Origin of the sequence: Actinopolymorpha cephalotaxi, assembly GCF_013408535.1 — a bacterium.
GTDB lineage: Bacteria > Actinomycetota > Actinomycetes > Propionibacteriales > Actinopolymorphaceae > Actinopolymorpha > Actinopolymorpha cephalotaxi.
Window position 1 is genome coordinate 659,758 of sequence record NZ_JACBZA010000001.1, and the last position, 23,670, is coordinate 683,427.

Annotated in this window: 21 protein-coding genes and 1 pseudogene; 11 read left to right on the forward strand and 11 right to left on the reverse strand. The window is 72.3% G+C overall.

What is annotated here, in order from left to right:
- Window positions 1–3: 3 nt before the first annotated feature.
- Both FHR37_RS02985 and FHR37_RS02990 read right to left on the reverse strand, forming a co-directional pair.
- A complete protein-coding gene (locus FHR37_RS02985; RefSeq protein WP_092886840.1) occupies window positions 4–852 on the reverse strand; it encodes an enoyl-CoA hydratase-related protein in 849 nt (282 codons plus the stop codon).
- Window positions 849–1,688, reverse strand: coding sequence for a PaaX family transcriptional regulator (locus tag FHR37_RS02990; RefSeq protein WP_092887159.1), 840 nt, complete (start codon window positions 1,686–1,688; stop codon window positions 849–851). The genes FHR37_RS02985 and FHR37_RS02990 overlap by 4 nt, the downstream gene beginning before the upstream one ends.
- Before the next feature lie 327 nt (window positions 1,689–2,015).
- On the opposite strand from FHR37_RS02990, the gene FHR37_RS02995 reads away from it, so the two are divergent.
- Entirely contained in the window at window positions 2,016–2,183 is a 168-nt protein-coding gene (locus FHR37_RS02995; protein WP_092656719.1) for a DUF3117 domain-containing protein, read from the forward strand.
- 284 nt (window positions 2,184–2,467) lie between these two features.
- Window positions 2,468–5,890 carry a S8 family serine peptidase gene (locus FHR37_RS03000; RefSeq protein WP_092886842.1) on the forward strand — a complete coding sequence of 1,141 codons (3,423 nt, stop codon included), beginning with the start codon at window positions 2,468–2,470 and terminating at the stop codon, window positions 5,888–5,890.
- A gap of 261 nt (window positions 5,891–6,151) precedes the next feature.
- Here FHR37_RS03000 and glgA read toward each other — a convergent pair whose 3' ends face one another.
- Window positions 6,152–7,309 carry a glycogen synthase gene (gene glgA, locus FHR37_RS03005; protein WP_092886844.1) on the reverse strand — a complete coding sequence of 386 codons (1,158 nt, stop codon included), beginning with the start codon at window positions 7,307–7,309 and terminating at the stop codon, window positions 6,152–6,154.
- Between the two features lie 83 nt (window positions 7,310–7,392).
- On the opposite strand from glgA, the gene FHR37_RS03010 reads away from it, so the two are divergent.
- Window positions 7,393–7,782: an MmcQ/YjbR family DNA-binding protein gene (locus FHR37_RS03010; protein ID WP_092886846.1), complete on the forward strand. Its 390-nt coding sequence runs from the start codon at window positions 7,393–7,395 to the stop codon at window positions 7,780–7,782.
- Here FHR37_RS03010 and FHR37_RS03015 read toward each other — a convergent pair.
- Complete coding sequence (locus tag FHR37_RS03015; RefSeq protein WP_092887162.1) at window positions 7,755–8,300, reverse strand: GNAT family N-acetyltransferase; 546 nt, start codon at window positions 8,298–8,300, stop codon at window positions 7,755–7,757. The genes FHR37_RS03010 and FHR37_RS03015 overlap by 28 nt on opposite strands.
- Window positions 8,301–8,348: 48 nt before the next feature.
- Here FHR37_RS03015 and glgC point away from each other — a divergent pair, with 48 nt between their 5' ends.
- On the forward strand, window positions 8,349–9,578 hold the full coding sequence (gene glgC, locus FHR37_RS03020; protein ID WP_092886848.1) for a glucose-1-phosphate adenylyltransferase: 1,230 nt from the start codon (window positions 8,349–8,351) through the stop codon (window positions 9,576–9,578).
- A 64-nt stretch (window positions 9,579–9,642) separates the two neighbouring features.
- Here glgC and FHR37_RS03025 read toward each other — a convergent pair whose 3' ends face one another.
- The gene (locus FHR37_RS03025) at window positions 9,643–10,266 is read right to left on the reverse strand and encodes an O-methyltransferase (protein ID WP_092886850.1); all 624 of its coding nucleotides are present in this window, start codon (window positions 10,264–10,266) and stop codon (window positions 9,643–9,645) included.
- A gap of 423 nt (window positions 10,267–10,689) precedes the next feature.
- Between FHR37_RS03025 and sigE the strand changes: the two genes are divergently transcribed.
- The 5 genes from sigE (at window position 10,690) to FHR37_RS03050 (ending at window position 15,641) form a co-directional block, all read left to right on the forward strand.
- Window positions 10,690–11,412 (forward strand): RNA polymerase sigma factor SigE, encoded by a 723-nt coding sequence (sigE, locus tag FHR37_RS03030; protein ID WP_237769005.1) that lies wholly within the window; start codon window positions 10,690–10,692, stop codon window positions 11,410–11,412.
- The gene (locus FHR37_RS03035) at window positions 11,409–12,059 is read left to right on the forward strand and encodes an anti-sigma factor family protein (RefSeq protein WP_175542711.1); all 651 of its coding nucleotides are present in this window, start codon (window positions 11,409–11,411) and stop codon (window positions 12,057–12,059) included. Before sigE ends, FHR37_RS03035 begins: the two co-directional genes overlap by 4 nt.
- Window positions 12,060–12,063: 4 nt before the next feature.
- Entirely contained in the window at window positions 12,064–13,260 is a 1,197-nt protein-coding gene (locus FHR37_RS03040; RefSeq protein ID WP_139239117.1) for a sigma-E factor regulatory protein RseB domain-containing protein, read from the forward strand.
- Window positions 13,261–13,319: 59 nt separating this feature from the next.
- The gene (locus tag FHR37_RS03045; protein ID WP_092886856.1) at window positions 13,320–14,897 is read left to right on the forward strand and encodes a S1C family serine protease; all 1,578 of its coding nucleotides are present in this window, start codon (window positions 13,320–13,322) and stop codon (window positions 14,895–14,897) included.
- A 129-nt stretch (window positions 14,898–15,026) separates the two neighbouring features.
- Window positions 15,027–15,641 (forward strand): sec-independent translocase, encoded by a 615-nt coding sequence (locus tag FHR37_RS03050; RefSeq protein WP_175542712.1) that lies wholly within the window; start codon window positions 15,027–15,029, stop codon window positions 15,639–15,641.
- A gap of 66 nt (window positions 15,642–15,707) precedes the next feature.
- On the opposite strand, the gene FHR37_RS03055 is transcribed toward FHR37_RS03050, so the two are convergent.
- The 5 genes and pseudogenes from FHR37_RS03055 to FHR37_RS03075 form a co-directional block, all read right to left on the reverse strand.
- Window positions 15,708–16,859, reverse strand: a complete 1,152-nt coding sequence (locus FHR37_RS03055) for an Mrp/NBP35 family ATP-binding protein (protein ID WP_092886858.1) — start codon at window positions 16,857–16,859, stop codon at window positions 15,708–15,710.
- Between the two features lie 138 nt (window positions 16,860–16,997).
- Window positions 16,998–17,438: pseudogene (locus FHR37_RS03060) on the reverse strand (DUF1003 domain-containing protein); the annotation flags it as partial.
- Window positions 17,439–17,688: 250 nt separating this feature from the next.
- Window positions 17,689–18,945: a magnesium transporter MgtE N-terminal domain-containing protein gene (locus tag FHR37_RS03065; protein WP_092887168.1), complete on the reverse strand. Its 1,257-nt coding sequence runs from the start codon at window positions 18,943–18,945 to the stop codon at window positions 17,689–17,691.
- An 82-nt stretch (window positions 18,946–19,027) separates the two neighbouring features.
- Complete coding sequence (locus FHR37_RS03070; RefSeq protein ID WP_092886860.1) at window positions 19,028–19,753, reverse strand: hypothetical protein; 726 nt, start codon at window positions 19,751–19,753, stop codon at window positions 19,028–19,030.
- A 285-nt stretch (window positions 19,754–20,038) separates the two neighbouring features.
- Complete coding sequence (locus FHR37_RS03075) at window positions 20,039–21,172, reverse strand: magnesium and cobalt transport protein CorA (RefSeq protein WP_175542713.1); 1,134 nt, start codon at window positions 21,170–21,172, stop codon at window positions 20,039–20,041.
- A 486-nt stretch (window positions 21,173–21,658) separates the two neighbouring features.
- Here FHR37_RS03075 and FHR37_RS03080 point away from each other — a divergent pair, with 486 nt between their 5' ends.
- Together FHR37_RS03080 and FHR37_RS03085 are read left to right on the forward strand one after the other, a co-directional pair.
- Entirely contained in the window at window positions 21,659–22,150 is a 492-nt protein-coding gene (locus FHR37_RS03080) for a general stress protein (RefSeq protein WP_092886864.1), read from the forward strand.
- A gap of 7 nt (window positions 22,151–22,157) precedes the next feature.
- Window positions 22,158–22,733, forward strand: a complete 576-nt coding sequence (locus FHR37_RS03085; protein WP_092886866.1) for a histidine phosphatase family protein — start codon at window positions 22,158–22,160, stop codon at window positions 22,731–22,733.
- A gap of 56 nt (window positions 22,734–22,789) precedes the next feature.
- Here FHR37_RS03085 and FHR37_RS03090 read toward each other — a convergent pair whose 3' ends face one another.
- A complete protein-coding gene (locus tag FHR37_RS03090; RefSeq protein WP_092886868.1) occupies window positions 22,790–23,668 on the reverse strand; it encodes an alpha/beta hydrolase in 879 nt (292 codons plus the stop codon).
- Between the last annotated feature and the right edge of the window lie 2 nt (window positions 23,669–23,670).

The following is a 23,670-nucleotide window of genomic DNA, read 5'->3' on the forward strand; positions in this document are numbered from 1 at the left end:
CGCTCAGCGGCCCTCGAACTCCGGCCGGCGCTTGGCCACGAACGCCGCCACCGCGTTGGCGTGGTCGGCGGTGGCGCCGCAGCGCCGCATGGTCGCGCCCTCGAACTCCAGCGCCTCCTCCAGCGAGCTGTGCGAGGCGTACGCGAGTGCCTCCCGTACCGCCGCGTAGGCGACCGTCGGCCCGGCGGCGAGCTCGCGGGCCAGTGCGCACGCCGCGCCGGCCAGGTCGGCCGCGGGAACCACCGACGTGGCCAGCCCGATGCGTTCGGCCTCCTCCGCCGAGATGGTGCGCGGCCGCATCAGCAGGTCCACCGCCCGGGCGTGCCCGACCAGCCGGGGCAGTGTCCACGAGGTGCCGGTGTCGCAGGACAACCCGATCGCGGTGAACGCGAGGTTGAACCCCGCGGTGTCGGACAGCACCCGGAAGTCGCAGGCGAAGGCCAGCGCGGCGCCGGCCCCGGCGGCCACGCCGTTGACCGCCGCGACCACCGGCTTGGGCATGGTCGCCAGGCCCCGCGCGATCGGGATGTAGTGCTCCGGGACGGTGGACCAGACCTCCTCCAGCGGCCGGTCGCGCAGCGCGGCGACGTGTTCGCGGAGGTCCTGGCCGGCGCAGAAGGCCCGGTCGCCGGCGCCGGTGAGCAGGACGCAGCGCACGGAGTCGTCGGCCGCCGCGGCCGCGACGGCGTCGCGCAGTGCCTCCTTGGTGGCCAGGTCCAGGGAGTTCGCGGCGTCCGGGCGGTTCAGCGTGATCGTGGCCACGCCCGCCTCCACGGCGTACCGGACCGGCGTGGCCCGCACGGCCGCCGCCTCGGTGGATGTGTCGGTGGGCGAGTCGGTCGGTGAGGTCATGTCGTTCCTCCGGTCTGGGCGAGGCAGGTGTCGACGAATCTGGCCGCGGCCGGGAGCAGGGCGGCGGCGTGGGTGTCGAAGTACGCCGCGGCCGTGTCCCCGGGCCAGTCGGCGGGAAGCAGGGCCGGCGGCAGGCCGGGGTCGGTGAACAGGAACTTCCGCCACTCGTGCACCAGTCGGCTGCGGTCCGCGAACGCCCGCCGGTCGCCGTCCTCGCCCACCATGGCTCCCTCCATGGCTCCTCCCTCCGCGGCAGTGGCACCCGGGTCTTCCCGTCCGTGCGTCCGGGCGTCGCGCAGCCACTGCTGGTACGCCCTACCCAGCGCGGCCAGGTCGAAGGCCCGGGCGGCCAGGTCGGCCGGGTCGCCGAGGTCGCGGGCGGTGAAGCTGTCCGGGCGTACGCCGTCCGCTGCCAGCAGGGATTCCGCCTCGCCGGACCGGCGTGGCGCCAGCCAGGTGTCCCCACCGAGGCGGGCGTACCCGAGGAACGCCAGGCCGGCGTGCAGTCGTTCGCGAAGGCTCCGGTCGGGTACGTGGGGGAGGACCAGCAGATGCCAGGTTCCGTCCCACTCGCTGCCGCGGGTGCGGTAGATGCGGGCCGCGGCCTCGTCGAGCCGGCGCACGGCACGGTCGGTGAGCGCGTAGCCGGGCCCACCCGGCGTACGGACCGGCGCCAGCCAGCCCTGCCGGACCATCCGGGACACCGCGGTCCGCACCGCCGCGGCGGTGATTCCGAGCGGCGCCAGCAACTGGACCAGCGCGGCCACCGGCGCCCGGCCGCCACGTGACCGGAGGTGGTCGCCGTAGAGGTCGAAAAGCGCCGAACGTGCCTGCATGAGCGAAGTCTGCCGGAAGATGCCGGTCCCGAGGGCGCACCGAGCGGGATCGAGCGGTACGGGCCGGCGGCCGGCGACTTCGAACGGTTCCGCGCGGCGACGGCGTGGCGCTGAGTTGCGGCGGGTGGGCACCGAGTGACGCCGAGCCGCCCGGATGCCACCGAGTGGCATCGATCCGGACACACTGCGCGGCCCCGCGGCGATCTTGACTTTCGGTGTCGATGCGCGATGCGGGATAATGGCCCGGCGTAACGGCACGCTTCGGCGGCCTCGCACCCCTCGCGGTGTGGAGCCGTCGCGCACGGACGACACGAAAGGAGTGCGCGGATGGCGGCCATGAAGCCGCGGACGGGCGACGGACCGCTTGAGGTCACCAAGGAGGGGCGGGGCATCGTGATGCGCGTGCCACTCGAAGGTGGCGGGCGGCTCGTCGTCGAGCTCTCGGCCGACGAGGCCCGCGAGCTCGGTGACGCGCTCAAGTCGGTCGTGGGCTAGCTCGACCAGAACACCAGCACAGCAAGCACCTGCCCCGGCCGGGGCCCTGAGGTCCCGGCCGGGGCTTTCGCATGCTCCCGGTTCGGGCCGGGGTTCGTGATGATTCGGCCAGAACGAAACTGTCGTGCGTTGTCTTCCCGGGGGGTCCTTTTTGTGCCACGATCACGGCACTCATTCGAGTTGTGTATCTGGTGACACGGGGGAAGGTTCGCCACTTCAGATCTCGAGGGTGCTGTGGCTTGGCCCGGTGCCCTTGGCCCCCCGTGTCCGAACGGGGAGGTTGCATGAGCGTTTCCAGGCATCGCTTCCGGGCGGTGGCCGTGGGCGGGTTGGTGGCCGGGATGGTCACCGCGCTCGGCCCGGCCGGCTGGGCGGGCACGCCCGGCGCGTCGGGACAGTCAAGTGATCGGGCGGCCCACCCGCGGGCGACCGCGACCGCCATCACCGTCGCGCGGTCCCGGCCGGTCTCGGTGACGCTGGTCACCGGCGACCGGGTCCTGCTCCCGAAGAGCGACGGCACCTCGGCGTCGGTCGTCCCGGGCAAGGGCCGGAAGAGCATCAGGTTCCTGGCCCGCCGGACCGGTGGGCACCTGTACGTCTTTCCCTCCGACGCGCTGCCCGCGCTCGGGTCCGGACTGCTGGACCGGCGGTTGTTCGACGTCACCGGCCTGGTGAAGTCGAGGTACGACGACGCCCACCGCGCCACCGTGCCGCTGATCGTCACCTACCCCGGCGCGTCCGGACGGTCGGCCGCCGGTGCACGGCTGGCCGCGGCGGGTGCCCGCCAGGTGCGTACGCTGCCGGCGGTCGACGGTGCCGCACTGAGCGTGGACAAGAAGCAGGCCGGAGCCTTCTGGGCCGACCTGAAGACCCAACCCGAAGCCAGAACGTTCGGGCCCGGCATCACCAAGGTGTGGCTGGACGGTGTGCACCACCCGGCGCTGGACCAGTCCGTGCCGCAGATCGGTGCGCCGGCGGCGTGGAAGGCCGGCTTCACCGGCAAGGGCGTGACGGTAGGTGTCCTGGACACCGGTGTCGACGCCACCCACCCCGACCTGGCCGGTCAGGTCAAGGCGGCGCACAACTTCACCGCCGGGCCGGCCGGTGACGGCTTCGGCCACGGCACCCACGTCGCGTCGATCATCGCCGGCACGGCGAAGGCGTCGGCCGGCAAGTACAAGGGTGTCGCGTTCGACGCGAAGCTCCTCGACGGCAAGGTGTGCGACAACGACGGCTTCTGCGAGGACTCGGCGATCCTGGCCGGGATGCAGTGGGCCGCGGCACAGAAGGCGACCGCGGTCAACATCAGCATCGGTGGCAGCGACACCCCTGGTGAGGACCCGCTGGAAGCCGCGGTCGGCACGCTGACCCGCCAGACCGGCACCCTGTTCGTCATCGCCGCCGGCAACAGCGGCCCCGGCGACCACACGGTCGAGTCTCCGGGGGCGGCCGAAGCCGCGCTGACCGTGGGTGCGGTGGACAAGCAGGACAACCTCGCCGACTTCTCCAGCCGCGGCCCCCGCATCGGTGACGGCGGGATCAAGCCGGACATCACCGCACCCGGTGTCGACATCGTCGCCGCCCGCGCCGCAGGCACCGAACTCGGCGACCCGGTGGGCGACAAGTACATCCGCCTCAGCGGCACCTCGATGGCCACCCCCCACGTCGCCGGGGCGGCGGCCCTGCTGGCCCAGCAGCACCCGACCTGGAACGCGTCCCGCCTCAAGCCGGTCCTGATGGCCTCGGCGAAGAACAACCCCGACCTGTCCGTCTACGAACAGGGCTCCGGCCGGGTCGACGTCGCCAAGGCGATCACCCAGACCGTCCTCGGAACACCGGTCAGCCTGTCGTTCGGCCTCGCGGCTTGGCCGCACTCCGACGACACGCCGGTCACCAAGCAGGTCTCCTACCGCAACACCGCCACCAAGGCGGTCACCCTCGCCCTCAAGGTCGAACTCACCCGCCCCGACGGGCGCCCGGCACCCGTCTCGGCGATGAAGGTGAGCGCGTCCTCGGTCACTGTCCCCGCCGGCGGGTCGGCGTCGGTGTCGGTCACCTCCGACACCCGCCACAACGGACCCGACGGCGCCTACAGCGGCCGCCTCCTCGCCACCGGACCCGGCGGCACCTCACTCGGCACACCACTCGGGGTGGAGAAGGAGGTCGAGAGCTACGACCTCACCATCCGCCACCGCGACCGGAACGGCAAGCCGACCGCGGACGCCTTCGGATCGGTGATCGGTCTGGACAATGAAGCCTTCGTCGATCTCGAGCCCGACGCCGACGGCATCGCCAAGGTCAGGCTGGCGAAGGGGACGTACGTTCTCGAGACCGACGTCGCCGACTTCGAGTCGTCGGACCCGGCGTGGGTCCGGCTCGTGCAGCCCACCGTCGCGCTGACCCGGAACACCACGATCGACGCCGACGCCCGCATCGCCCGGCCGGTGTCGACCACCGTGCACCGTTCGTCGGTGCGCCCGGCGCTGGTCGACATCAGCTACGACCGCACCGGGCCGGACATGGCCTTCAGCTCCACGCTCTGGTCCGATTCCTTCGACGGGCTCTACACCGGCCAGCTCGGCGCCACGGCTCCGGTCTCCGGGATGAGTTCCCACCTCGGCAGCCAGTGGGCGGTGCCCGGCAAGGACGGCTCGTTCGCCAACAGCCCGTACTTCTACGGCCTGCTGAACAACTTCCCGGGACGGTTCTTCACCGGCTTCCAGCGCAAGGACGTGAAGGACAGCCAGCTGGGCAAGGTCGTCTCCAGGTTCGCCCGCCAGCAGCCAGGACGTCAGGCCTTCCGATCGGTGTTCGGCGCGGCCGATCCCACCGCGTCCAGGTCGGCGGTCGGCCTGGTCCTGGACCTGCCGAACCAGGTGACCAGCTACCTCGAGTCCGGTCCGACGACCTGGTCCACCGAGTTCGAAGAGTTCGCCGTCGACCAGGACGGCTGGCCGCAGGCCCAGACAGTGCTCGTCTCGGCCGACCACAGCTATCGCGCGGGTGGTGACTACCGCGAGCAGTGGAACTCCGCGGTGTTCGGGCCGACGCTCCCGAGCGACTCGTGGGGCCCGTCCGTGGGACGGTACGGCGACGACCTTCTGGTCAACGCCCTGATGTACTCCGACGCCGCCGGCCACCCGGGCGACTCCCTGGTGGACACCGCCCGGACCCGGCTCTACCGCGACGGGCACAAGATCGCCGAGTCGGCCTACGCCGGATACATCGACGAGTTGGTGACCGTGCCCCGGGCGACGTCGGACTACCGGCTCGAGGTCACCGCCACCCGGCCGACGTACTCCAAACTGTCCACGAAGCTCGCCGCCACGTGGACCTTCACCTCCGGGCATGCCGGGGACGAGGAGCACGGGGTCGCGTTGCCGCTGTCGGTGATCCGGTTCTCGCCGAGGCTGGACCAGCTCAACCAGGACCACCGGCGCGGCGTGACGCAGGTCCCGGTGACCGTCACTCCGCAGGCGGGGTCGAACGCCGGCCCGACCAAGAGCCTGACGGCGGGCGTCTCCTGGGACGACGGCAAAACCTGGCGGAAGGCGCCGGTCCGGCGTGATCGGGGCGGCCGCTGGGTGGTCCTGGTGCCACCGGCGCCGCACCGGTCCGGATATGTCTCACTGCGGGCCAAGGCGGTCGACACCTCGGGCAACACCGCCGAGCTGACCGTGCACCACGCGTACGCCATCGGTAAGTGACGCACCGCTCGCGGGAGCCGAATTCCACCGTCTTGGATCCAGGTGGTTTCGGCTCCCGCGGGTGCGGGGTAGGTGTGGCTGCGAGCGACGGACACGACAACGGCGCGGCGGACCGGACCACCACCTCCGCACGCGACATGTCGGTTCAGATCGCCAGTGGAGACGCCCGGTGCCGCTCGACCCGGCGGCGAGCGGCATCGGGTCTCCGCAGCCGGACCGGCCCTGTCAGGGCCTGGCTCGGCTTTTTCGATTCCGGCCTTCTCAGCCGATCAGCCCGGCGTAGACCTCCGCGGTCCGCCGCGCCAGCGCGTCCCAGCCGTAGTCCTCGACCGCACGGGCCCGTCCTGCCAGGCCCATCGTCGCGGCCCGCTCGGGATCGGCGACCAGCGTGTTGACCGCCTCCGCCAGGCCGCGCTCGAAGGCAGCCGGATCGGCCTCGTCGTAGTCGACCAGCAGCCCGGTCCGGCCGTCCTGCACGACCTCCGGGATACCACCGACCGCGCTGGCGACGACCGCCGTCTCACACGCCATCGCCTCCAGGTTGACGATGCCCTGTGGTTCGTAGATCGACGGGCAGCAGAACACCGTGGCGTGGGTGAGCACCTGGATGACGTCCTCGCGCGGCAGCATCTCCTGCACCCACACCACTCCGTCGCGCTCGGCCCGCAGCCGGTCGACGGCGGCCGCGGACTCCGCGGCCAGCTCGGGGGTGTCCGGCGCACCGGCGAGCAGCACCAGCTGGGCCTTCGGGTCGAAGTCGGCGGCCGCGCGCAACAGGTGCGGCACCCCCTTCTGCCGGGTGATCCGCCCGACGAAGGCGACGCTCGGCCGGGCCGGGTCGATGCCCAACCGGTCCACCACGTCGGTACGCCGGTCGGGGGCGTATTGCACGGTGTCGATGCCGTTCGGGATCACGCGTACCCGCTCGGGGTCCACCGCCGGGTAGCAGTCCAGCACGTCGGCCCGCATCGCCGCGCTGACCGCGATGATCGCGTCGGCGCTCTCGTAGGCCTGCCGCTCCGCCCACGAGGAGAGCCGGTAGCCGCCACCGAGCTGTTCCTCCTTCCACGGCCGGCGTGGTTCGAGGGAGTGCGCGGTGACCACGTGCGGTACGCCGTACAGCAGCTTGGCGAGGTGTCCGGCCAGGTTGGCGTACCACGTGTGCGAGTGGACCACCTGCGCGCGCTCCACCCCGGCCGCCATCTCCAGGTTGGCGGCGAAGATCCGCAAGGCCGGGTTGGCACCGGCCAGTCGCGGGTCGTCCTCGCTGTGTGCGACGGCGCCGTCGCGGGGGATGCCCAAGCAGTGGACGTCGAGGTCGACCAGCGTGCGAAGGGCCCGGCTGAGGTAGTCGACGTGGACGCCGGCGCCGCCGTAGACCTGGGGCGGAAACTCTCGGGTGAGCATCGCGACTCTCATGCCCGGACTCTACGACCCGGGTGCGGCCGGGCGAAGCCTTCGGTTGCCCCGTTGACCGAGCCAGGCCGTGGCATCATCGGCGGATGACGGAACCACTGGCGCGGCTGCGGGCGTTGTGCACCGCGCTGCCCGAGGTCACCGAACGCCCGAGCCACGGCGAGCCCACGTGGTTCGTACGCGACAAGAAGGTGTTCGTGATGTACGCCGACCACCACCACGACGACCGGCTCGGGTTCTGGGCGGCCGCGCCGGAAGGTGTGCAGCGACTGCTGGTCGCGGCCGAGCCGGACAGCTTCTTCCGGCCGCCCTACGTCGGCCACCGCGGCTGGCTCGGGGTCTACCTCGACGTCGACGTCGACTGGGACCGGGTGGCCGAGGTGGTGACCGACGCCTACCGGCAGATCGCCCCGAAGAGACTGGTCGCCGAACTCGACCGGGCGGCGGATCAGGACCGCGAGGTCGGCACCCAGTAACGCAACTTGCCGTTGCGTTCGTCCTCCAGCACGCCGCCGTTGGCCTCGATCACCTTGCGCGACCCTTCGTTGTCGGTGTCGCAGGTGACCAGCACCGGGTCGATCCCGAGGTCGCGGCTCGTCGGCAGTGCCGCCGCCAGCATCGCCGTCGCGTGCCCGCGGCGCCGGGCGCCGGGGCGTACGTCGTAACCGATGTGCCCGCCGACCTCCAGCAGGAACGGCGTCAGCCGGTGCCGGATCGCCAGCCGGCCGAGGTACTCCTCGTCCTCGACGTACCACAGCGTGGTGGAGGGTACGAAGCCGTTCGGCCGCGGCGTCTCCTCCCGCGCCGCAGCCCGCAGGTCGGCGACGTACGCGGCGAACCCGACCGGGGAGGACCACACCGCGGCGTACTCCCGGAACTCGTGGCCGATCATGGAGTTGTCCTCCGCCGTGCCCCGCCCCTCGGCGAGGAACTCCTGCATGGCTTGGAGGAACGAAACCCGCACAGTGGGTGTCGGCGTGACCAGATCAGGCATGGCGCCCATTGTGACGCGTGCGTAATCGCCGGAGACTAGGGTGCCGGTATGGGTAAGGAACCGCGGGTACTCGGGATCGTGTTGGCCGGCGGCGAGGGCAAGCGCCTCATGCCATTGACAGCCGACCGTGCGAAACCCGCCGTGCCCTTCGGCGGCACCTACCGGCTCATCGACTTCGTACTCTCCAACCTCGTGAACGGCGGCATCCGCCGACTTTGCGTGCTGACGCAGTACAAGTCGCATTCGCTCGACCGGCACGTGTCGCTGACCTGGCGGATGTCCACCCTGCTCGGCAACTACGTCACGCCGGTTCCCGCCCAGCAGCGGCTCGGCCCGCGGTGGTACCAAGGCAGCGCCGACGCGATCTTCCAGTCGCTGAACCTCATCTACGACGACAAGCCGGACTACGTTGTCGTGTTCGGCGCCGACCACGTGTACCGCATGGACGTCGAGCAGATGGTCGACGCGCACATCGCCGGCGACGCGGGCGTCACGGTGGCCGGCATCCGGATGCCGCGCGACCAGGCGTCGGCGTTCGGTGTGATCGAGACCCATGCGGACGGACGGTCGATCCGGGCGTTCCTGGAGAAGCCCGCGAACCCTCCCGGCCTGCCGGGCAGCCCGGACGAGACGTTCGTGTCGATGGGCAACTACGTCTTCACCACCGACGTGCTGCTGGACGCGCTGCGGATGGACGCCGACGACGAGGGCTCCGTCCACGACATGGGCGGGAGCATCATCCCGATGCTCACCGACAAGGGCGAGGCGCAGGTCTACGACTTCGCCGACAACGACGTGCCGGGTACGACCGACCGCGACCGCAGCTACTGGCGCGACGTCGGAACCCTCGACTCCTACCACGAGGCCCACATGGACCTCGTCTCGATCGAGCCGGTCTTCAACCTCTACAACACCCAGTGGCCGATCTTCACCAGCTTCCCGCAGCTGCCGGGCGCCAAGCTGGTCGAGGGTGGCCAGGCGACCGAGTCCATCCTGTCGATGGGGTCGATCATCGCGGGCGCCCGGGTGGACCAGTCCGTCCTGTCGCCGGGAACGCGCATCCTGCGCGGCGCCGAGGTGAGCAGCGCGGTGATCCTCGACGGCACTGTCATAGGTGAGGGTGCGGTGGTCAGGCGCGCCATCCTGGACAAGAACATCGTGGTGCCGGACGGCGCCCGGATCGGCGTCGACCCCGACCACGACCGGGCCCGCGGCTTCACGGTGACCGACAGCGGCATCACCGTGCTGGGCAAGGGCCGCCGGCTCCCCGACAACTAGCACATGCTGTGGGCCGGGTGTGACGTCCGCGCCCGAGGGGAGCGGACGTCACGAAGGCCCGCGGTCAGAGCTTGGTCGCGCAGAGCAGCCCGTCGCCGGCCGCCAGCAGCACCGGAACCACCCGGTCGTCGTCCAGGATCCGCCTGCCGAGCTCGCGGATCGTGACGGTCACCGGGTCGCGCTGCGCCGGGTCGGCCACCCGGTCGTGCCACAGCGTGTTGTCGATGGCCACGACGCCGCCGGGCCGCAGGAGACGCAGCGCCTCCTCGTAGTACTCGGCGTACTCGTTCTTGTCCCCGTCGCAGAAGACGAGGTCGTACGCGCCGTCGGTGAGTCGCGGGAGGACGTCCAGGGCGCGGCCGGTGATCAGCCGGGTGCGCTGGGAGGCGATGCCGGCGTCCAGGAACGACTCCCGCGCCAGCCGCTGGTGCTCGGCCTCGACGTCGACGCTGGTCAGCGTGCCGTCGGGGCGCATACCGCGCAGCATCCAGATGCCGGAGACCCCGCAGCCGGTGCCGATCTCGACGACGGTCCGGGCGCGCAGCACGGAGGTGAGAAACCGCAGCGCCGCCCCGCCACCTTGTCCGATGGGACTCGCCCCGACCTCGGCGGCGCGTGCCCGGGCCTTCGTGAGCACGTCGTCCTCGGCGACGAAACCCTCGGCGTAGGCCCAGGTGTCGGGCTTCATCGTGGAGATAACTGCCTCCTTGGTGGCACGGCGCGCACGTCTGGGCGGCACGTCGTTCGCAGAGATCCGGTCCGGGTGGAAGCCTAGTCCCCTCCTGCCCGGAATCTGTCTGCAACGCCTGGTCAGGACGGTTCTGGTCGCATCCGGGCACGTCCGGGTGGCATTCGGTGACGACGGCGTGACCTGGAGGACACATCCGACCCGCACCCTGAGACCCGGTAAGGGACAAACCCTGAGGTCCCCGAAGCTAAGAAGGGGCTAAGACCAGGGGTGGATCCGAGGCGTTTTGGCCGACCCGCGGGGACAATGGGAGAGCACCGCCGGACCTGCGGCGGGGCGTCGCCTGCTTCATGCGGGCGAACGGAGTGACGATACCGCGGCGGGAGCGCCCCGACGGCGGTGGAAGTTGGGGGAGGTGGTCCGATGGCCGACAATCTCGCGGGCACGGTGCCGGCAGAGACCTGGACGCCTCCGTCCTGGGACGAGATCGTCCGCACACACTCCTCGCGGGTCTACCGGCTCGCATACCGGCTGACCGGCAACCGGCACGACGCCGAGGACCTCACCCAGGAGGTCTTCGTCCGGGTCTTCCGGTCGCTGTCCACCTACACGCCGGGCACCTTCCAGGGCTGGCTGCACCGCATCACCACCAACCTCTTCCTCGACCTGGCCCGCCGCCGGCAGCGGATCCGCTTCGACGCGCTGCCCGACGACGCCCCCGAGCGGCTGCCCGGCTCGGAGCCCAGCCCGGCCCAGGCCTACGACGACCGCCACCTCGACGCCGACATCCAGGCCGCGCTGGAAGCGCTGCCCCCGGAGTTCCGGGCGGCGGTCGTCCTGTGCGACATCGAGGGCCTTTCGTACGAGGAGATCGCGGCGACGCTCGGCGTCAAGCTGGGCACCGTCCGCAGCCGGATCCACCGCGGCCGTTCGCAGCTGCGGGAGGCGCTGGCCCACCGGATGCCGCAGCGCCGCCCCGAGCCGGCCGCTGCCGCGGCCACGGTCGCCGCTGCCACCGCCACGTCCGCCCCCGTGTCCGAGGTCTCCGACCTCACCGATGTCACCGACGTCACCCCCACCGCCGGGTCCGCCGGCACGGCCGACACCGCCGAAAGGACGGTCGCCGCCGAAAGGACCTCCTGGTGACCCACGACCGCGCAGTCCTGTCCGCGCTGGTCGACGGGGAGCTGGACCACGAGGCCCGCGACCAGGTTCATGCCCACCTCGCCCACTGTGCCGAGTGCCGCGACGCCGTGGACGCCGAACGCCGGGTCAAGTCGCTGCTGTCCGGGATGCCCGCGCCCACGGCGTCGGCATCCCTGGAGGCCGGCCTGCTCGCGCTGGCCGAGCCGGCCGGCGTGTCCGGCGAGGAGTCCCCTCGGCCTCTCGGCTCCGGTGCGAGCGCGACCCGGGGCGACCTCGCCCGTACGCCGATCCAGGCCGGCGTCCGGGTCCCGGCCCGCGCGCCGCGACTCGGGCCGTCCGCCGCACACCGTCCACCCGGCCAGCCCGGCACCCGCCGGCCACGCCGGGACAGCCGGCCCGCCGGGCGTTCCCGTCGCCGGCTGACGGTCGGTGTGGCGGGGGCCGCGGCGATGGCGACGATGACGTTCGTGGTGGCGTTCGCCGCCGGGGGCCAGCCGAAGGAGCCCGCACAGGTGAGCGTGGTGCCGCCGGTGCAGCGGTACGCCGTCGACCACGCCGGCTCCGCGGCCGAGGTCCCGCTGACCGATCCCGGTGCCGCCACCGCATCCTTCGATCGGGGGCTCCTCGCGCCAACGGCCGGGCGGTGACGCCATGTCGATCCGTCCCCCTGGGCCGGGTGACCTGAGGTCCCGGACCTTCCGGGCCCCGACGTTCCGGCGGCCGTCGGCCGCCTCGATACGCCTGCTGGTGGTGGCGCTCCTCACCGGTCTCCTGCTCGCGGGCGCTGTGCCGGCCGGATCCGCCGCCGGCAACGCGCGGGCAGCGCGGGAGCCGCGGGTGGTGCCGCCCGGATCGCCGAGCACGCCCGACGACCCGCGGGCACTGCGCCTGCTGCGCCGCGCGGTGGTGGCCGAACACACCGTCGCCTACCGCGGAACGCAGTTCGTGGCCGTCTGGTCCCGGTCCGCCGACAGTTCGGAGCTGGTCGACGTCGCCAACCTCCCCGGTCGCGGGACCACCTTCGCCCGGCGGGGCGGCGACGGACCCACCGCGTTCGTGGACAGGTCCGCGGACGCGCGTGCGGACGGGTCGGAGGCCTCCGGCGACCACGTGGAGAACCTCGACCTGCTCACCGGCGCCTACCAGGTGCGGCTCGCGGCGCCCGGCCACTCGGCGGGGCGTACGACCGAGGTGGTGGAGGCGGTCCGCGCCGACGGCGCCGTCGCGGCGCGGTTCTGGCTCGACCGGCGCACCGGCGTGCTGGTACGCCGGGAACTCTACGACCACGACGGGTCGCTGGTCCGGGCCAACGCGTTCGTCGACCTGGACCTCGGCTCGGCTACGGCTCCCGCCCGGCCCGGTGGGCAGCCCGCGCAGGTGACGTCGAGTCCGGCGGCCGACGACGGGCCGGTCGTGGCGGCGGCCGACTACCCCCGGCTGGCCGCCCAGGGCTGGAACTGCTGCGAGTCCCGGCTGGGCTCGGGCCCCGCCCTGCGTGACGTACGCCGCTCCGACGACGGCGCGAGACTCCACCTGTCCTACACCGACGGTCTGGTGAGCACGTCGGTGTTCGAGCAGCGAGGTGAGCTGGACGAGGCGGGTATGCGCGGTTTCACCAGGCGTACGACGGACGCCGGTGACGTGTACGTCAGGTACGGCCTGTCGTCGTACGCCGTCTGGGCCGCCAACGGCCTGGTTTACACGGCGGTGTGCGATACGCCGCAGGGGCTGGATGCGGTGCTTGCGGCATTTCCCCGCGACCGGGTGACCACCACAGGACCCGGCCTGACGCAACGACTGGACCGAGGCGCCGCCAGGATGGTGTCCTGGTTGAATCCCTTCGACTGACGAGGTGTGGGGCGCGCCGGGCGCTCCGCGGGGTTCGACGAGGGAGGGGTGAGGCCGGGATGACCGAGCGCAGCGAGGCGTACGAAGGCGGACGAGTCGCCCCGGGAGCCCAGCCCCAGGCGCCCCGGTCCGAGCAGTCGCAGTGGTCGGCGCCGAACGCCCAGCAGCCCTCCTCACAGCCCGAGCCTCACCCGCAGCCGCACGGTCCCTCGCAGCCTCCCTCTCAGCCTCACACGCAGGCCCGGCCGCAGCCGCGGTCCCAGGCTTCGCGTCCGGCCGACTCCACGGCCGCGCGACAGCCGGATCCGCCGGCGCAGGCCACCCCGGCGCCGTGGTTCGCGCCGCCGCACCAGCCGGGGCCCCGGGGCGTCCCGCCGCAGCGAACCACCCGGCTGCCCGGCTATCCCACCGAACGCCCGGACTTCGAGCCTCCGCCGCCGTGGGCACGCCCGGCCAACGGTAACGGCGCGCACCGGGCGGAGCCGGCGTTCGCGCCGTCTCCCAACGGTCCGGCGGGCCGCGACGGCGGTCCTGGCCGGCTGCCGCGGCGGAACGTCCTGATCGTGGTGGGTGTCGTCCTCGCCCTGCTCGCGGCGACGCTCGGCGCCACCGCCGGGGTGCTCGCCACGCTGCGCTGGGGTCCGGCGCTGATCACCAGCGAGCCCCAGGCCCCGGACGACAACCTCGGTTCGAAGGGGTCGGCGTTCCCCAAGCCGGAGAGCGTCGCCAACGTCGCCAGGGCCCTGCTCCCCAGCGTGGTGCAGATCTCGGTGACCGCGGCGCAGGGACGGGCCACCGGCTCCGGCTTCGTCCTCCGCGGCGACGGCTACATCCTGACCAACAACCACGTGGTGGCCCCGGCCTCCGGCGGCAACGGCATCAAGATCACGACGAACGACGGCCAGGAGGCGACCGCGAGCGTGGTGGGCCGCAGCCCGGCGTACGACCTCGCGGTGATCCGGGTCAAGGGTGTCCGCAACCTCAAGCCGGTGGCGCTCGGAAACTCCGGCACGGTGCGGGTGGGCGAGCCGGTGGTCGCGCTGGGCTCCCCGCTCGGCCTGGCCGGCACGGTCACCAGCGGGATCGTCAGTGCACGCAACCGTCCGGTCACCGCCGGCGGCGGGCAGAGCGAGATGTCGTTCATCAACGCGTTGCAGACCGACGCGGCCATCAACCCGGGCAACTCCGGCGGCCCGCTGGTCAACCTGCGGGCGGAGGTGATCGGCGTCAACTCCGCGATCGCGACGATCAGCCAGCGCAGCCCGTTCAGCGGTGACCAGGAGCAGGGCAGCATCGGGCTGGGCTTCTCCATTCCGATCGACCAGGCCCGCCGGACCGCCGACCAGATCATCAAGACCGGCCACGCGGTGTATCCCGTGGTCGGCGCGGTCGTGGACGTCAACCACCAGGGCCCCGGCGCCCGCCTCGGCGAGATCCAGCCGGGCAGCGCGGCGGCCCGGGCCGGCCTGCAGAAGGGCGACGTGGTGAAGGTCATCAGCGGCCACCGGGTGACCGGGGCCGACGACCTGATCGTCCAGATCCGCAGCCACGTGCCCGGTCAGCGGGTGGAGCTGGTCTACGACCGGGGCGCCGACCAGCACAAGGTGATCGTCACTCTCGGTCAGCAGACCGGCTGAGCGTACGCCACTCCGCTCGGTTCGATCACTCCCGACGCCGGCCACCGGACGGGGAGGCGGGTACGGCCGGGCCTAAACCGGTCTGCCGGGCCCCGCACGGAGATCAGCGAGGGAGGTTACTCTGGGCCCGTGTTCGACATCGGCGCTCCGGAGCTCATCGTCCTGGCGATCGCCGCGCTGTTCATCTTCGGGCCCGACCGGCTGCCCGACATAGCGCGGCAGGCCGCGCGCGGCGTCCGGCAGGTTCGGGGCATGGCCAACAACGCCCGCCGGGAGCTGTCCCGCGAGCTCGGGCCGGAGTTCGAGGACCTCGACATCGCCGACCTCAACCCGCGCAACTTCGTCCGCAAGCACGTCCTGTCCGGTCTGGACGAGGACGACCTGCGCATCGACCGCGACCTCGACCTGCGCGACGACCTGCGGGTGGACACCGAGTCCAGGAGCAGCCGGAACGGTTCGAGCAACGGCGCCGGCGACGACCACGACTGGGACAGCGGCTCGACGAACGGCTACGACGCCGACCATGACGCCGACCACGACACCGACCGTGACACCGACCACGACCCGGACTTCGGCAAGGACCCGGTGAACGGCTCCGTCCACGTCGACGACACCGACCACCTGAACTCCGCCGATGACCTGGGCACCGGATCCGAGGACCGGACCGACGCGGACCTGGCCGACGACGGGGAGCGGGACCGGACGGCCGAACGCCGCCCGGTCTTCGACCTCGAGGCGACCTGAGCACGGAGCGCGACCGTGCGGGGCCCGCCGGCGGCAGGCCCCGCGCAACCGCTCAGGGGATCGGGATCAGCGCGCGGTCGGGGTGAGCCCCAGCGACCTGCCCACCAGAGTCGGCCGGCGGTCGGCCAGCTGCTTCGCGAGCCCGGCGAGCACGTCCGACGCCGCCGCGCCCGGGTCGTCGAGCACGACCGGGCGGCCGGTGTCGCCGCCGGTACGCAGCCGCGGGTCCAGCGGGACCTCCGCCAGCAGTGGCACGTCGTACCCGAACCGTTCGCTCAGCGTCGACGCCACCCGTGCACCGCCACCGGTGCCGAACACGTCGAGCCGGTGGCTCGGCCCGCAGTGCGGGCAGGGCAGCCAGGACATGTTCTCCACCACGCCGACGACCTTCTGGTTCAGCATCGAGGCGATCGTCCCGGCGCGTTCGGCCACCTCGGCGGCGGCCTCCTGCGGCGTGGTCACCACCACGACGTCGGCGTTGGCTAGCTGCTGGCCCACGGAGATGGCCATGTCGCCGGTGCCCGGCGGCAGGTCGAGCAGCAGGACGTCGAGGTCGCCCCAGTAGACGTCGGACAGCATCTGGCCGAGGGCCCGGTCGAGCATCGGCCCGCGCCAGGCGACCACGTGCTGACGGCCGGGCTTGAGCATCCCGATGCTCATCACCTTCACGTCGTACGCCGGCACCGGCATGATCATCTCTTCGACCCGGGTGGGCCGCTGGTCGGCGATGCCCACCATGGCGGGGACGGAGTGGCCGTACACGTCGGCGTCCAGCAGTCCGACCTTCAGCCCCTGGGCGGCCATGGAGACCGCGAGGTTGACCGTCACCGACGACTTGCCGACGCCGCCCTTGCCGGAGGCGATGGCGTAGATGCGGGTGAGGGAGTCGGCGCGGGCGAAGGGGTTCTCCTTGGCCGGCGCGTTGCCACCGCCGCGCAGTCTGCCCTGCAGTTCCTGACGCTGCTCGGCGCTCATCACGTCGAGGGTGACCTCGACGTCGCGCACGCCGGGGACCGCGGACAGCGCCTTGGTGACGTCGCGGGTGAGCGTCTCGCGCATCGGGCAGCCCGCGACGGTCAGCAGGACGGTGACCTCCGCGGTGCCGTCCGGGCGTACCTGCACCGACCGGACCATGCCGAGCTCGGTGATCGGCCGGCGGATCTCGGGGTCGAGGACGCCGCCGAGGGCAGCGTGGAGTTCTTCCTGGTTGGGCGCCATACCTCGATGCTACGGGCTGCCGTCCCGGCCGCTTCGCCCCCGGGAGCGTGACGTACGCGACGTCTGCCCGCCGGCGGCCCCCTGCCGGGGTCCGGTGTCGGCGCGTACGTGATCACCGTCGGCGTCGTCTCGGAGGTCCTCCAGGTCGCTGAGCAGCGATCGCAGCTCGGAGCGGAGGAAGTCGCGGGTGGCCACCTCGCCGACCGCGAGCCGCAGCGAGGCGACCTCACGGGCGAGGAACTCGATGTCGGCGCGGGTGCGGACGTTCATGTCGCGGTCCTGGTCGTACTGCACCCGGTCGCGGGCCTCCTGGCGGTTCTGGGCCAGCAGGATGAGCGGTGCGGCGTACGACGCCTGGGTGGAGAAGAACAGGTTGAGCAGAATGAACGGGTACGGGTCCCACTGGAGGCCGAAGATCCCGATGAGGTTCAGGGCAATCCAGATGATCACGAAGACCGTCATGTACGCGAGGAACCGGGCGGTCCCCATGAACCTCGCGAAAGTCTCGGCGAACCGCCCGAAGATCTCCGGGTCGTAGTGGGGACGGAACGCCCGGGCGGGAGCCCTGGGGGTGTCCAGCCGCCGCCGGTCCCGCTTGGTGCCGCCGGACTCCCGGAAGCGGCGTTCGGCTTCGGTGCGGAGCTCCTCGTTGCGCTGGTCGGCCTCGCGCTGGCGGTCGGACTCCCGCTGGCGTTCGCTCTCCTTGCGGCGCTCGTCGTCGCGGCGGCGCTCGCTGGCCCGCCGGCGCTCGAGCGCCCGGCGGCGTTCCAGGGCCCGGCGGCGCTCGCTGTCGCGCGCGTGCTCGGGCTCGCGGGGCTCGCGGGGCTCCTCACCCGCCACGGCTCACCTCCGCGAACCGCTCGCGCCAGTCGTCGGGCAGCAGGTGGTCGAGTACGTCGTCGACGGTGACCGCGCCGAGGAGCCGGCCGGACTCGTCCACCACGGGCGCGGCCACCAGGTTGTAGGTCGCGAGGTAGCTGGTGACGTCCTCGAGTGAGGCCTCGGGCCGGATGGCCTCCAGGTCGGTGTCGAGCACACCGGAGATCAGGTCGGAGGGGCGTTCGCGCAGCAGCCGCTGGATGTGGGCGATGCCGAGCAGCCGGCCGGTCGGCGCCTCGAGCGGCGGGCGGCAGACGTAGACCATCGCCGCCAGGGCGGGTGTCAACTCCGGGTTGCGCACCTGGGCGAGGGCGTCGGCGATCGTCGCGTCCGGAGGGAGTACGACCGGGCTGCTGGTCATCAGGCCGCCCGCGGTGTGTTCCTCGTACGTCAGCAGGCGCCTGACATCCTCGGCCTCCTTCGGCTCCATCAGCCGCAGCAGGTGGTCGGCGGTCTCCTGGGGAAGCTCGGCCATCAGGTCGGCGGCGTCGTCGGGGGACATCTCCTCGATGACGTCGGCGGCGCGTTCGACGTCGAGTGCGCCGAGAATCTCCACCTGGTCGTCCTCGGGCAGCTCCTCCAGCACGTCGGCGAGGCGCTCGTCGGCCAGCGCCGAGGCCACCTCCAGCCGCCGCTTGGGAGTCAGGTCGTGCAGAACCGCCGCCAGGTCCGGTGGGCGCATGCTCTCCAGCGTCGCCAGCAGATGGGTGGCACCCTGGGCCTCCTCGACGATGCCCAGGCCGGTGACCGCGTCCCAGTCGACGACGGACGTCTGGCCGCGGCGCCCGAACCGCTTGCCCCGCTTGAGGATCGCGACCTTGGTCACCTGCCAGTCGCGGGCCCGGGACGCCTCGATGCCGAGGTCGATGACGGTCACGTCCTCGCCGGTCTCGCGCAGGGTCACCGTACGGTCGAGGAGCTCGCCGAGGGCCAGGGTCTCGGTCTGGCGCTGCTGGAACCTGCGCATGTTGACCAGGCCGGTGGTGACGATCTGCCCGGCGTCCATGCTGATCACCCGGGTCATCGGCACGAAGATCCGGCGCCGGCCGAGCACCTCGACCACCAGGCCGAGCACCCTCGGCGGCTGGTTGCGCGGACGGAGCATGACCACGACGTCGCGCGCCTTGCCCACCTGGTCACCGCGCGGGTCGAAAACCACCGCCGATGCCAGCTTCGCGACGAACACCCTGGTGGGGGAACCGCTCACCACAGGACCTACCCCTTTCGTCGCCAGGGTCAGGCTAACGTCCCAGGCGCCCTGAGGAGAGCGAGGAGGCGGGCGGGCCCGCTCAGGACAGGCGAGGGCGGTGGCGGGGGCGTTTGTGCACCACCCAGGGGAGCCGGCCGACGGTGGTCGCGGGACTGCCCGGCGGGCTCGCGGCGGCGCGGTCGCCCGGCATCGTCCCGGGCTCCTCCAGCACCTCACCGCTCGGTGCGAGCCGGACGATCACCGCGGTCCGCGCCCAGCGGGCGGGGAGTTCCCCGGAGTCGGTGGTGTTGAGCCGGTCGCCGCGCAACAGGCGTACCGCCTCGTCCCACTCCTGCGTGCCGGGCGTGAGGCGGTGTACGCCGGCGCGCCAGGTGACCAGCCGGGCGCCGGTGTCCTTGGAGCGGCACGTCACGGTGGCCTCGGTGGCCTCGCCCAGCCCGGGCAGCGCCTGCTCGGGCCGGGCCGCGGGGTGCACCGGGTGCTCGCCGGCTCGCTCGGACGGCTGAGACGGCTGAGACGGCTGGGACGGCTGAGACGGCTGGGACGGCTGAGACGGCTGGGACGGCTGGGACGGCTGGGACGGCTCGGCGGCTTCGGCCACGACGTACGCCGCGCCGTCGGACCAGACGTGCCAGGCCGGGCGGGGCCGGTCCAGGCCCGCGTAGGTCAACCACAGCAGCGACGAGCGACGGCAGGCCTCCTCGACCAGCGCGTCGCGTACCGCCCGGTCGGGGTCTGCGCGGTCGGCGTCCACGCGCTCGGCGTCTGCCTGCCCGGCGTGCCCGGCGCGCTCGGCGTCACTCATGGGGTGAGGTTCTCACACGCCGCACCGTTGCCCACACACCAAGCCACGCGGCGAGGGGCGGCGATGAGTTCTACCCGGCAGGCCGGTCCTACGAGGGTCGACTACGGCAGGGAGAGTGCTGACATGTGTCCGTTGTGTATTGCCACCGTGGGGCTGATGGTTTCCGGAGCGGCCGCGTTCGTACGCAGGGCGCGGGCCAGAAGCGAGCAGGAGCGGCTCGATGCCGACCGGCGTGAGGGGGAGCCCCGCGACACACCCGTGGCGGTGTGACGGCCGCTCCCGCCGTCACAGCCAGCCGTTGCGCTTGAAGTAGCGGTGCAGGCCGAAGCAGATCGTCACGATGAGGACCAGGAGGATGTAGTAGCTGTAGCGCCACTGCGTCTCCGGCATGTAGTCGAAGTTCATGCCGTAGATCCCGGCGATCATCGTGGGCACCGCCAGGATCGCCACCCAGGCGGAGATCTTGCGCATGTCCTCGTTCTCGGCGACCGTGAGCTGCGCCAGGCCCGCCTGCAGGATCGAGGTGAGGAGCTCGTCGAACGCCGACACCTGCTCCCGCACCCGGGCGAGGTGGTCCTCGACGTCGCGGAAGTACTCCCGGATCTCCGGCGCCACCAGCCGCACCGGGCGTTCGGCCAGCTGCCGCAGCGGACCGGCCAGAGGAGCGACCGCGCGCTTGAGCTCCAGCACCTCGCGCTTGAGCTGGTAGACGCGCTCGACGTTGCGGGCGCCGCGGGCGGAGAAGATCGAGATCTCCAGTTCGTCGATGTCGTCCTGGAGCTGGTCGACGACGGTCAGGTAGTCGTCGACCACCCGGTCGGCGACGGCGTGCAGCACCGCGCTCGGCCCGTGCCGCAGGTGGTCGGGGTTGTCCTGGAGCTGGCGCCGCACCCGTCCCAGCTCGCTGTGGTCGCCGTGCCGGACGGTGACCACGAACTCCGGCCCGACGAACACCATCAGCTCACCGGTCTCGACCACCTCGCTGGAGGCGGTGAACTCCTCGTGCGGGCAGTAGCGCACCGTCTTGAACACCGCGAACAGCGAGTCGCCGTACCGCTCCAGCTTCGGCCGCTGGTGGGCGGTCACGGCGTCCTCCACGGCGAGCGCGTGCAGGTCGAACTCCTCGGCGATACCGGCGAGCTGGTCGCCGGTCGGCTCGAACAGCCCGATCCAGACGAAGCCGCCACCGGACCGGGCGCGGTCCACCGCCTCGGTGTAGGAGCCGAGGTCGTCCTGGCGCCTGCCGTCGCGGTAGAAGGCCCAGTCGACGACCGCCGTACGGACGCTGTCGGTTCGCGGGCTGGTCTGGTGGCCGTTCAGGTGGGAGTCGGGCCGGCGGCGGATGGCGCGCATCATGGCGCTGGCGCGGCGTCCGCCGAGGACGGCGTTGCGGTGCTCACGAACACCGGGCAGGGCCATGGGAGGCCACCTCCTTGTCCCGAGCTTGTCCGGGACGGGTCCCGAACGGGGCAGACGAACTCGTCCATCTGGGATGGACGGCGGACGTCCTCCGTGGCCGGGCTGCCGGTGAGTCGCGGGACCGGGGTGAACCGGGTCTAACGCGGCGCGATCGGCCGGTGACGGAGGACGGGGGTACTCCGGGGGCAGGCAGGTTTCACCCGAGCACCTCCTTCACACCGGGCCCTCACGAGGGCGGGAACACTTCGAAGATCGCACCCAACTGCGTCCACAGTGCTCGCAACGAGCAAATCCGGACATTCACCAGTGTTCACGGCGACCGACGGACAGGGTATCAGCGCAAACCCGAAGACAGCGCGCATCCTCGAAGGATCGACGGGCATCCTCAGGGGAACGCGTGAGCGCCGGGCGCGGAGCAGACTGGTCACAGCGATCCCACCAACCATCGGCCGAGGGCGAGCAGCCCAGCGACGACGAGGGGTTCCCATGCGCACCACGCCGAGACCACTGCCGGAGTTGCCCACCGGCGTGCCCGTCGGGTCCTACCAGACCTACGCGGAGGCACAGCGGGCCGTCGACTTCCTGTCCGACAACAAGTTCCCGGTGGAGAACGTCTCCATCGTCGGCAACGACCTGCGGCTGGTCGAGCGGGTGACCGGCCGGCTGACCGAGGGCCGCGCGATCGGGGTCGGGGCCGCGGGCGGCGCCTGGTGGGGCCTGTTCGTCGGCATCCTGCTCAGCCTGTTCGCCCCGCGCGGCGCCAACACCGTCCTGCTGCTCCTCTTCGGCATCGTGATCGGTGTGATCTTCGGGATCATCTTCGGCTGGATCGGCTACCGCGCGACCGGCGGCCAGCGCGACTTCACCTCGATGACCCAGGTGGTCGCCGGGACGTACGACGTGATCTGCAAGGCCGACCACGCCGAGGACGCCCGGCAGCTGCTGGCCCGGCTCGCGCTCCAGCGGGGCGAGCTGTGAGGCGCGGGTGAGCGCGCGGCAGCCCGACCTGTGGCTGGCCCGCCACGGCGAGACCGAGTGGAGCCGGGACGGGCGCCACACGGGAAGGACGGACCTGCCGCTGACGGAGGCAGGCGAGCGCGCCGCCCGGGCGCTCGGCGACCGGCTGGCCGGTACGCCGTTCGACCTGGTGGTCACCAGCCCGCTGGCGCGCGCCCGGGAGACCGCCCGGCTGGCCGGCTTCGGTGACCGCGCAATGGTCGAGCCGGACGTCCGGGAGTGGGACTACGGCGAGTACGAGGGGCGGACCACTCCCGACATCCGTACCGACGTGCCGGGGTGGAGCGTGTGGAACGACCCGGTGCCCGCCGGGGAGACCGCCGAGCAGGTCGGCGCCCGCGCCGACCGGGTGATCGAACGGATCCGGGACGACGTGGCCGAGCGGGCGCTGATCGTCGCTCACGGGCACTTCCTGCGGGTGCTCGGCGCGCGCTGGCTCGGCCTGTCGGCACGCGCCGGCGCGCATTTTCTGCTCGACGTGGCGACCGTGAGCGTGCTCGGCTGGGAACGCGAGACGCCGACGTTCGACCGCTGGAACTCCTGAGCAACCTGAGCACCAGGCGGCGGCCGGGAAGCCCGGTCGCTTCGAAGCTGGTGGACTCACAGGTTCCAGGCGAGGAAGCGGAGCTGCTCGGGTGCCATCCGGCGCCAGTAGCCGACCGTATGCGCGCCCGGCTGGAAACCGCCGGCCGGAGGTGGTGTCAGCCCGTCGACGAACTCCCGGGTCGCCGCCGCGAACGGGTCGTCGCGACCGCAGTCGACCCGCAGCCGGAGTCCGGCGAACGGCCGCTGGTCGGCGAACACGTCGTTGGCGGCGAAGTCGGTACGGCCGTCGAACGCGCCGGGCCGTACGTCCGCGTACTCCCGCCACAGCGCGGGACTGAGGACCGCCGCCGCCCCCACCAGGTCCGGATGGGCGCCGGCGAACAGCAGGGCACCGAAACCGCCCATCGACCAGCCGATCAGCCCGATCCGATCCGTGCGCAGGCCGCGCTCGGCCACCCGCGGAAGGAGTTCGGTGAGGAGCATCGACTGCGGATCGTCCCCGTTGCGGCGGCGGTGCCAGAACGTCGCGGCGCCGCCGTCGACGGACACCAGCGCGAACGGCGTCCGCCAGTCGGCGGCGGCCGCGGCCATGAAGCGGTCCAGGCCGAGTTCGTCGAACGCCGAACGGTGGTCGCCGCCACGCCCGTGGAGCGCGAGTACGACCGGCAGCGGGGCGTCGGCGGGGGACCCGGGCGGGTAGACGACGGTCCAGGCCACCTGGGTGCCGGCCCGCGCCGCGGAGGTGAAGGTGCCGGTGACCGTCGGGCCCGGCTCGACGTCGGGCACGACGCCGTTCTCGCCGGTGAGCCCGAGCGCGGTGTGCAACATCGTCCGGCCGGGTATCAGCCCGGACTCGACCAGCCCGACCCCGGTGGCGCCCGCGGCGAGAGTTCCGATACCCGCGGACAGGAACGAGCGGCGACTCGGTGGCATGC

Bases quoted from the DNA above. Each gene is read 5' to 3' on its own strand.
- FHR37_RS03090 (WP_092886868.1), bottom strand. From the start codon at position 23,668: ATGCCACCGAGTCGCCGCTCGTTCCTGTCCGCGGGTATCGGAACTCTC.
- sigE (WP_237769005.1), top strand. From the start codon at position 10,690: ATGGCCGACAATCTCGCGGGCACGGTGCCGGCAGAGACCTGGACGCCT.
- glgC (WP_092886848.1), top strand. From the start codon at position 8,349: ATGGGTAAGGAACCGCGGGTACTCGGGATCGTGTTGGCCGGCGGCGAG.
- FHR37_RS03045 (WP_092886856.1), top strand. From the start codon at position 13,320: ATGACCGAGCGCAGCGAGGCGTACGAAGGCGGACGAGTCGCCCCGGGA.
- FHR37_RS02995 (WP_092656719.1), top strand. From the start codon at position 2,016: ATGGCGGCCATGAAGCCGCGGACGGGCGACGGACCGCTTGAGGTCACC.
- FHR37_RS03055 (WP_092886858.1), bottom strand. From the start codon at position 16,859: ATGGCGCCCAACCAGGAAGAACTCCACGCTGCCCTCGGCGGCGTCCTC.
- FHR37_RS03080 (WP_092886864.1), top strand. From the start codon at position 21,659: ATGCGCACCACGCCGAGACCACTGCCGGAGTTGCCCACCGGCGTGCCC.
- FHR37_RS02985 (WP_092886840.1), bottom strand. From the start codon at position 852: ATGACCTCACCGACCGACTCGCCCACCGACACATCCACCGAGGCGGCG.
- FHR37_RS03000 (WP_092886842.1), top strand. From the start codon at position 2,468: ATGAGCGTTTCCAGGCATCGCTTCCGGGCGGTGGCCGTGGGCGGGTTG.
- FHR37_RS03070 (WP_092886860.1), bottom strand. From the start codon at position 19,753: ATGAGTGACGCCGAGCGCGCCGGGCACGCCGGGCAGGCAGACGCCGAG.
- FHR37_RS03040 (WP_139239117.1), top strand. From the start codon at position 12,064: ATGTCGATCCGTCCCCCTGGGCCGGGTGACCTGAGGTCCCGGACCTTC.
- FHR37_RS03010 (WP_092886846.1), top strand. From the start codon at position 7,393: ATGACGGAACCACTGGCGCGGCTGCGGGCGTTGTGCACCGCGCTGCCC.
- glgA (WP_092886844.1), bottom strand. From the start codon at position 7,309: ATGAGAGTCGCGATGCTCACCCGAGAGTTTCCGCCCCAGGTCTACGGC.
- FHR37_RS03015 (WP_092887162.1), bottom strand. From the start codon at position 8,300: ATGCCTGATCTGGTCACGCCGACACCCACTGTGCGGGTTTCGTTCCTC.
- FHR37_RS03075 (WP_175542713.1), bottom strand. From the start codon at position 21,172: ATGGCCCTGCCCGGTGTTCGTGAGCACCGCAACGCCGTCCTCGGCGGA.
- FHR37_RS02990 (WP_092887159.1), bottom strand. From the start codon at position 1,688: ATGCAGGCACGTTCGGCGCTTTTCGACCTCTACGGCGACCACCTCCGG.
- FHR37_RS03025 (WP_092886850.1), bottom strand. From the start codon at position 10,266: ATGAAGCCCGACACCTGGGCCTACGCCGAGGGTTTCGTCGCCGAGGAC.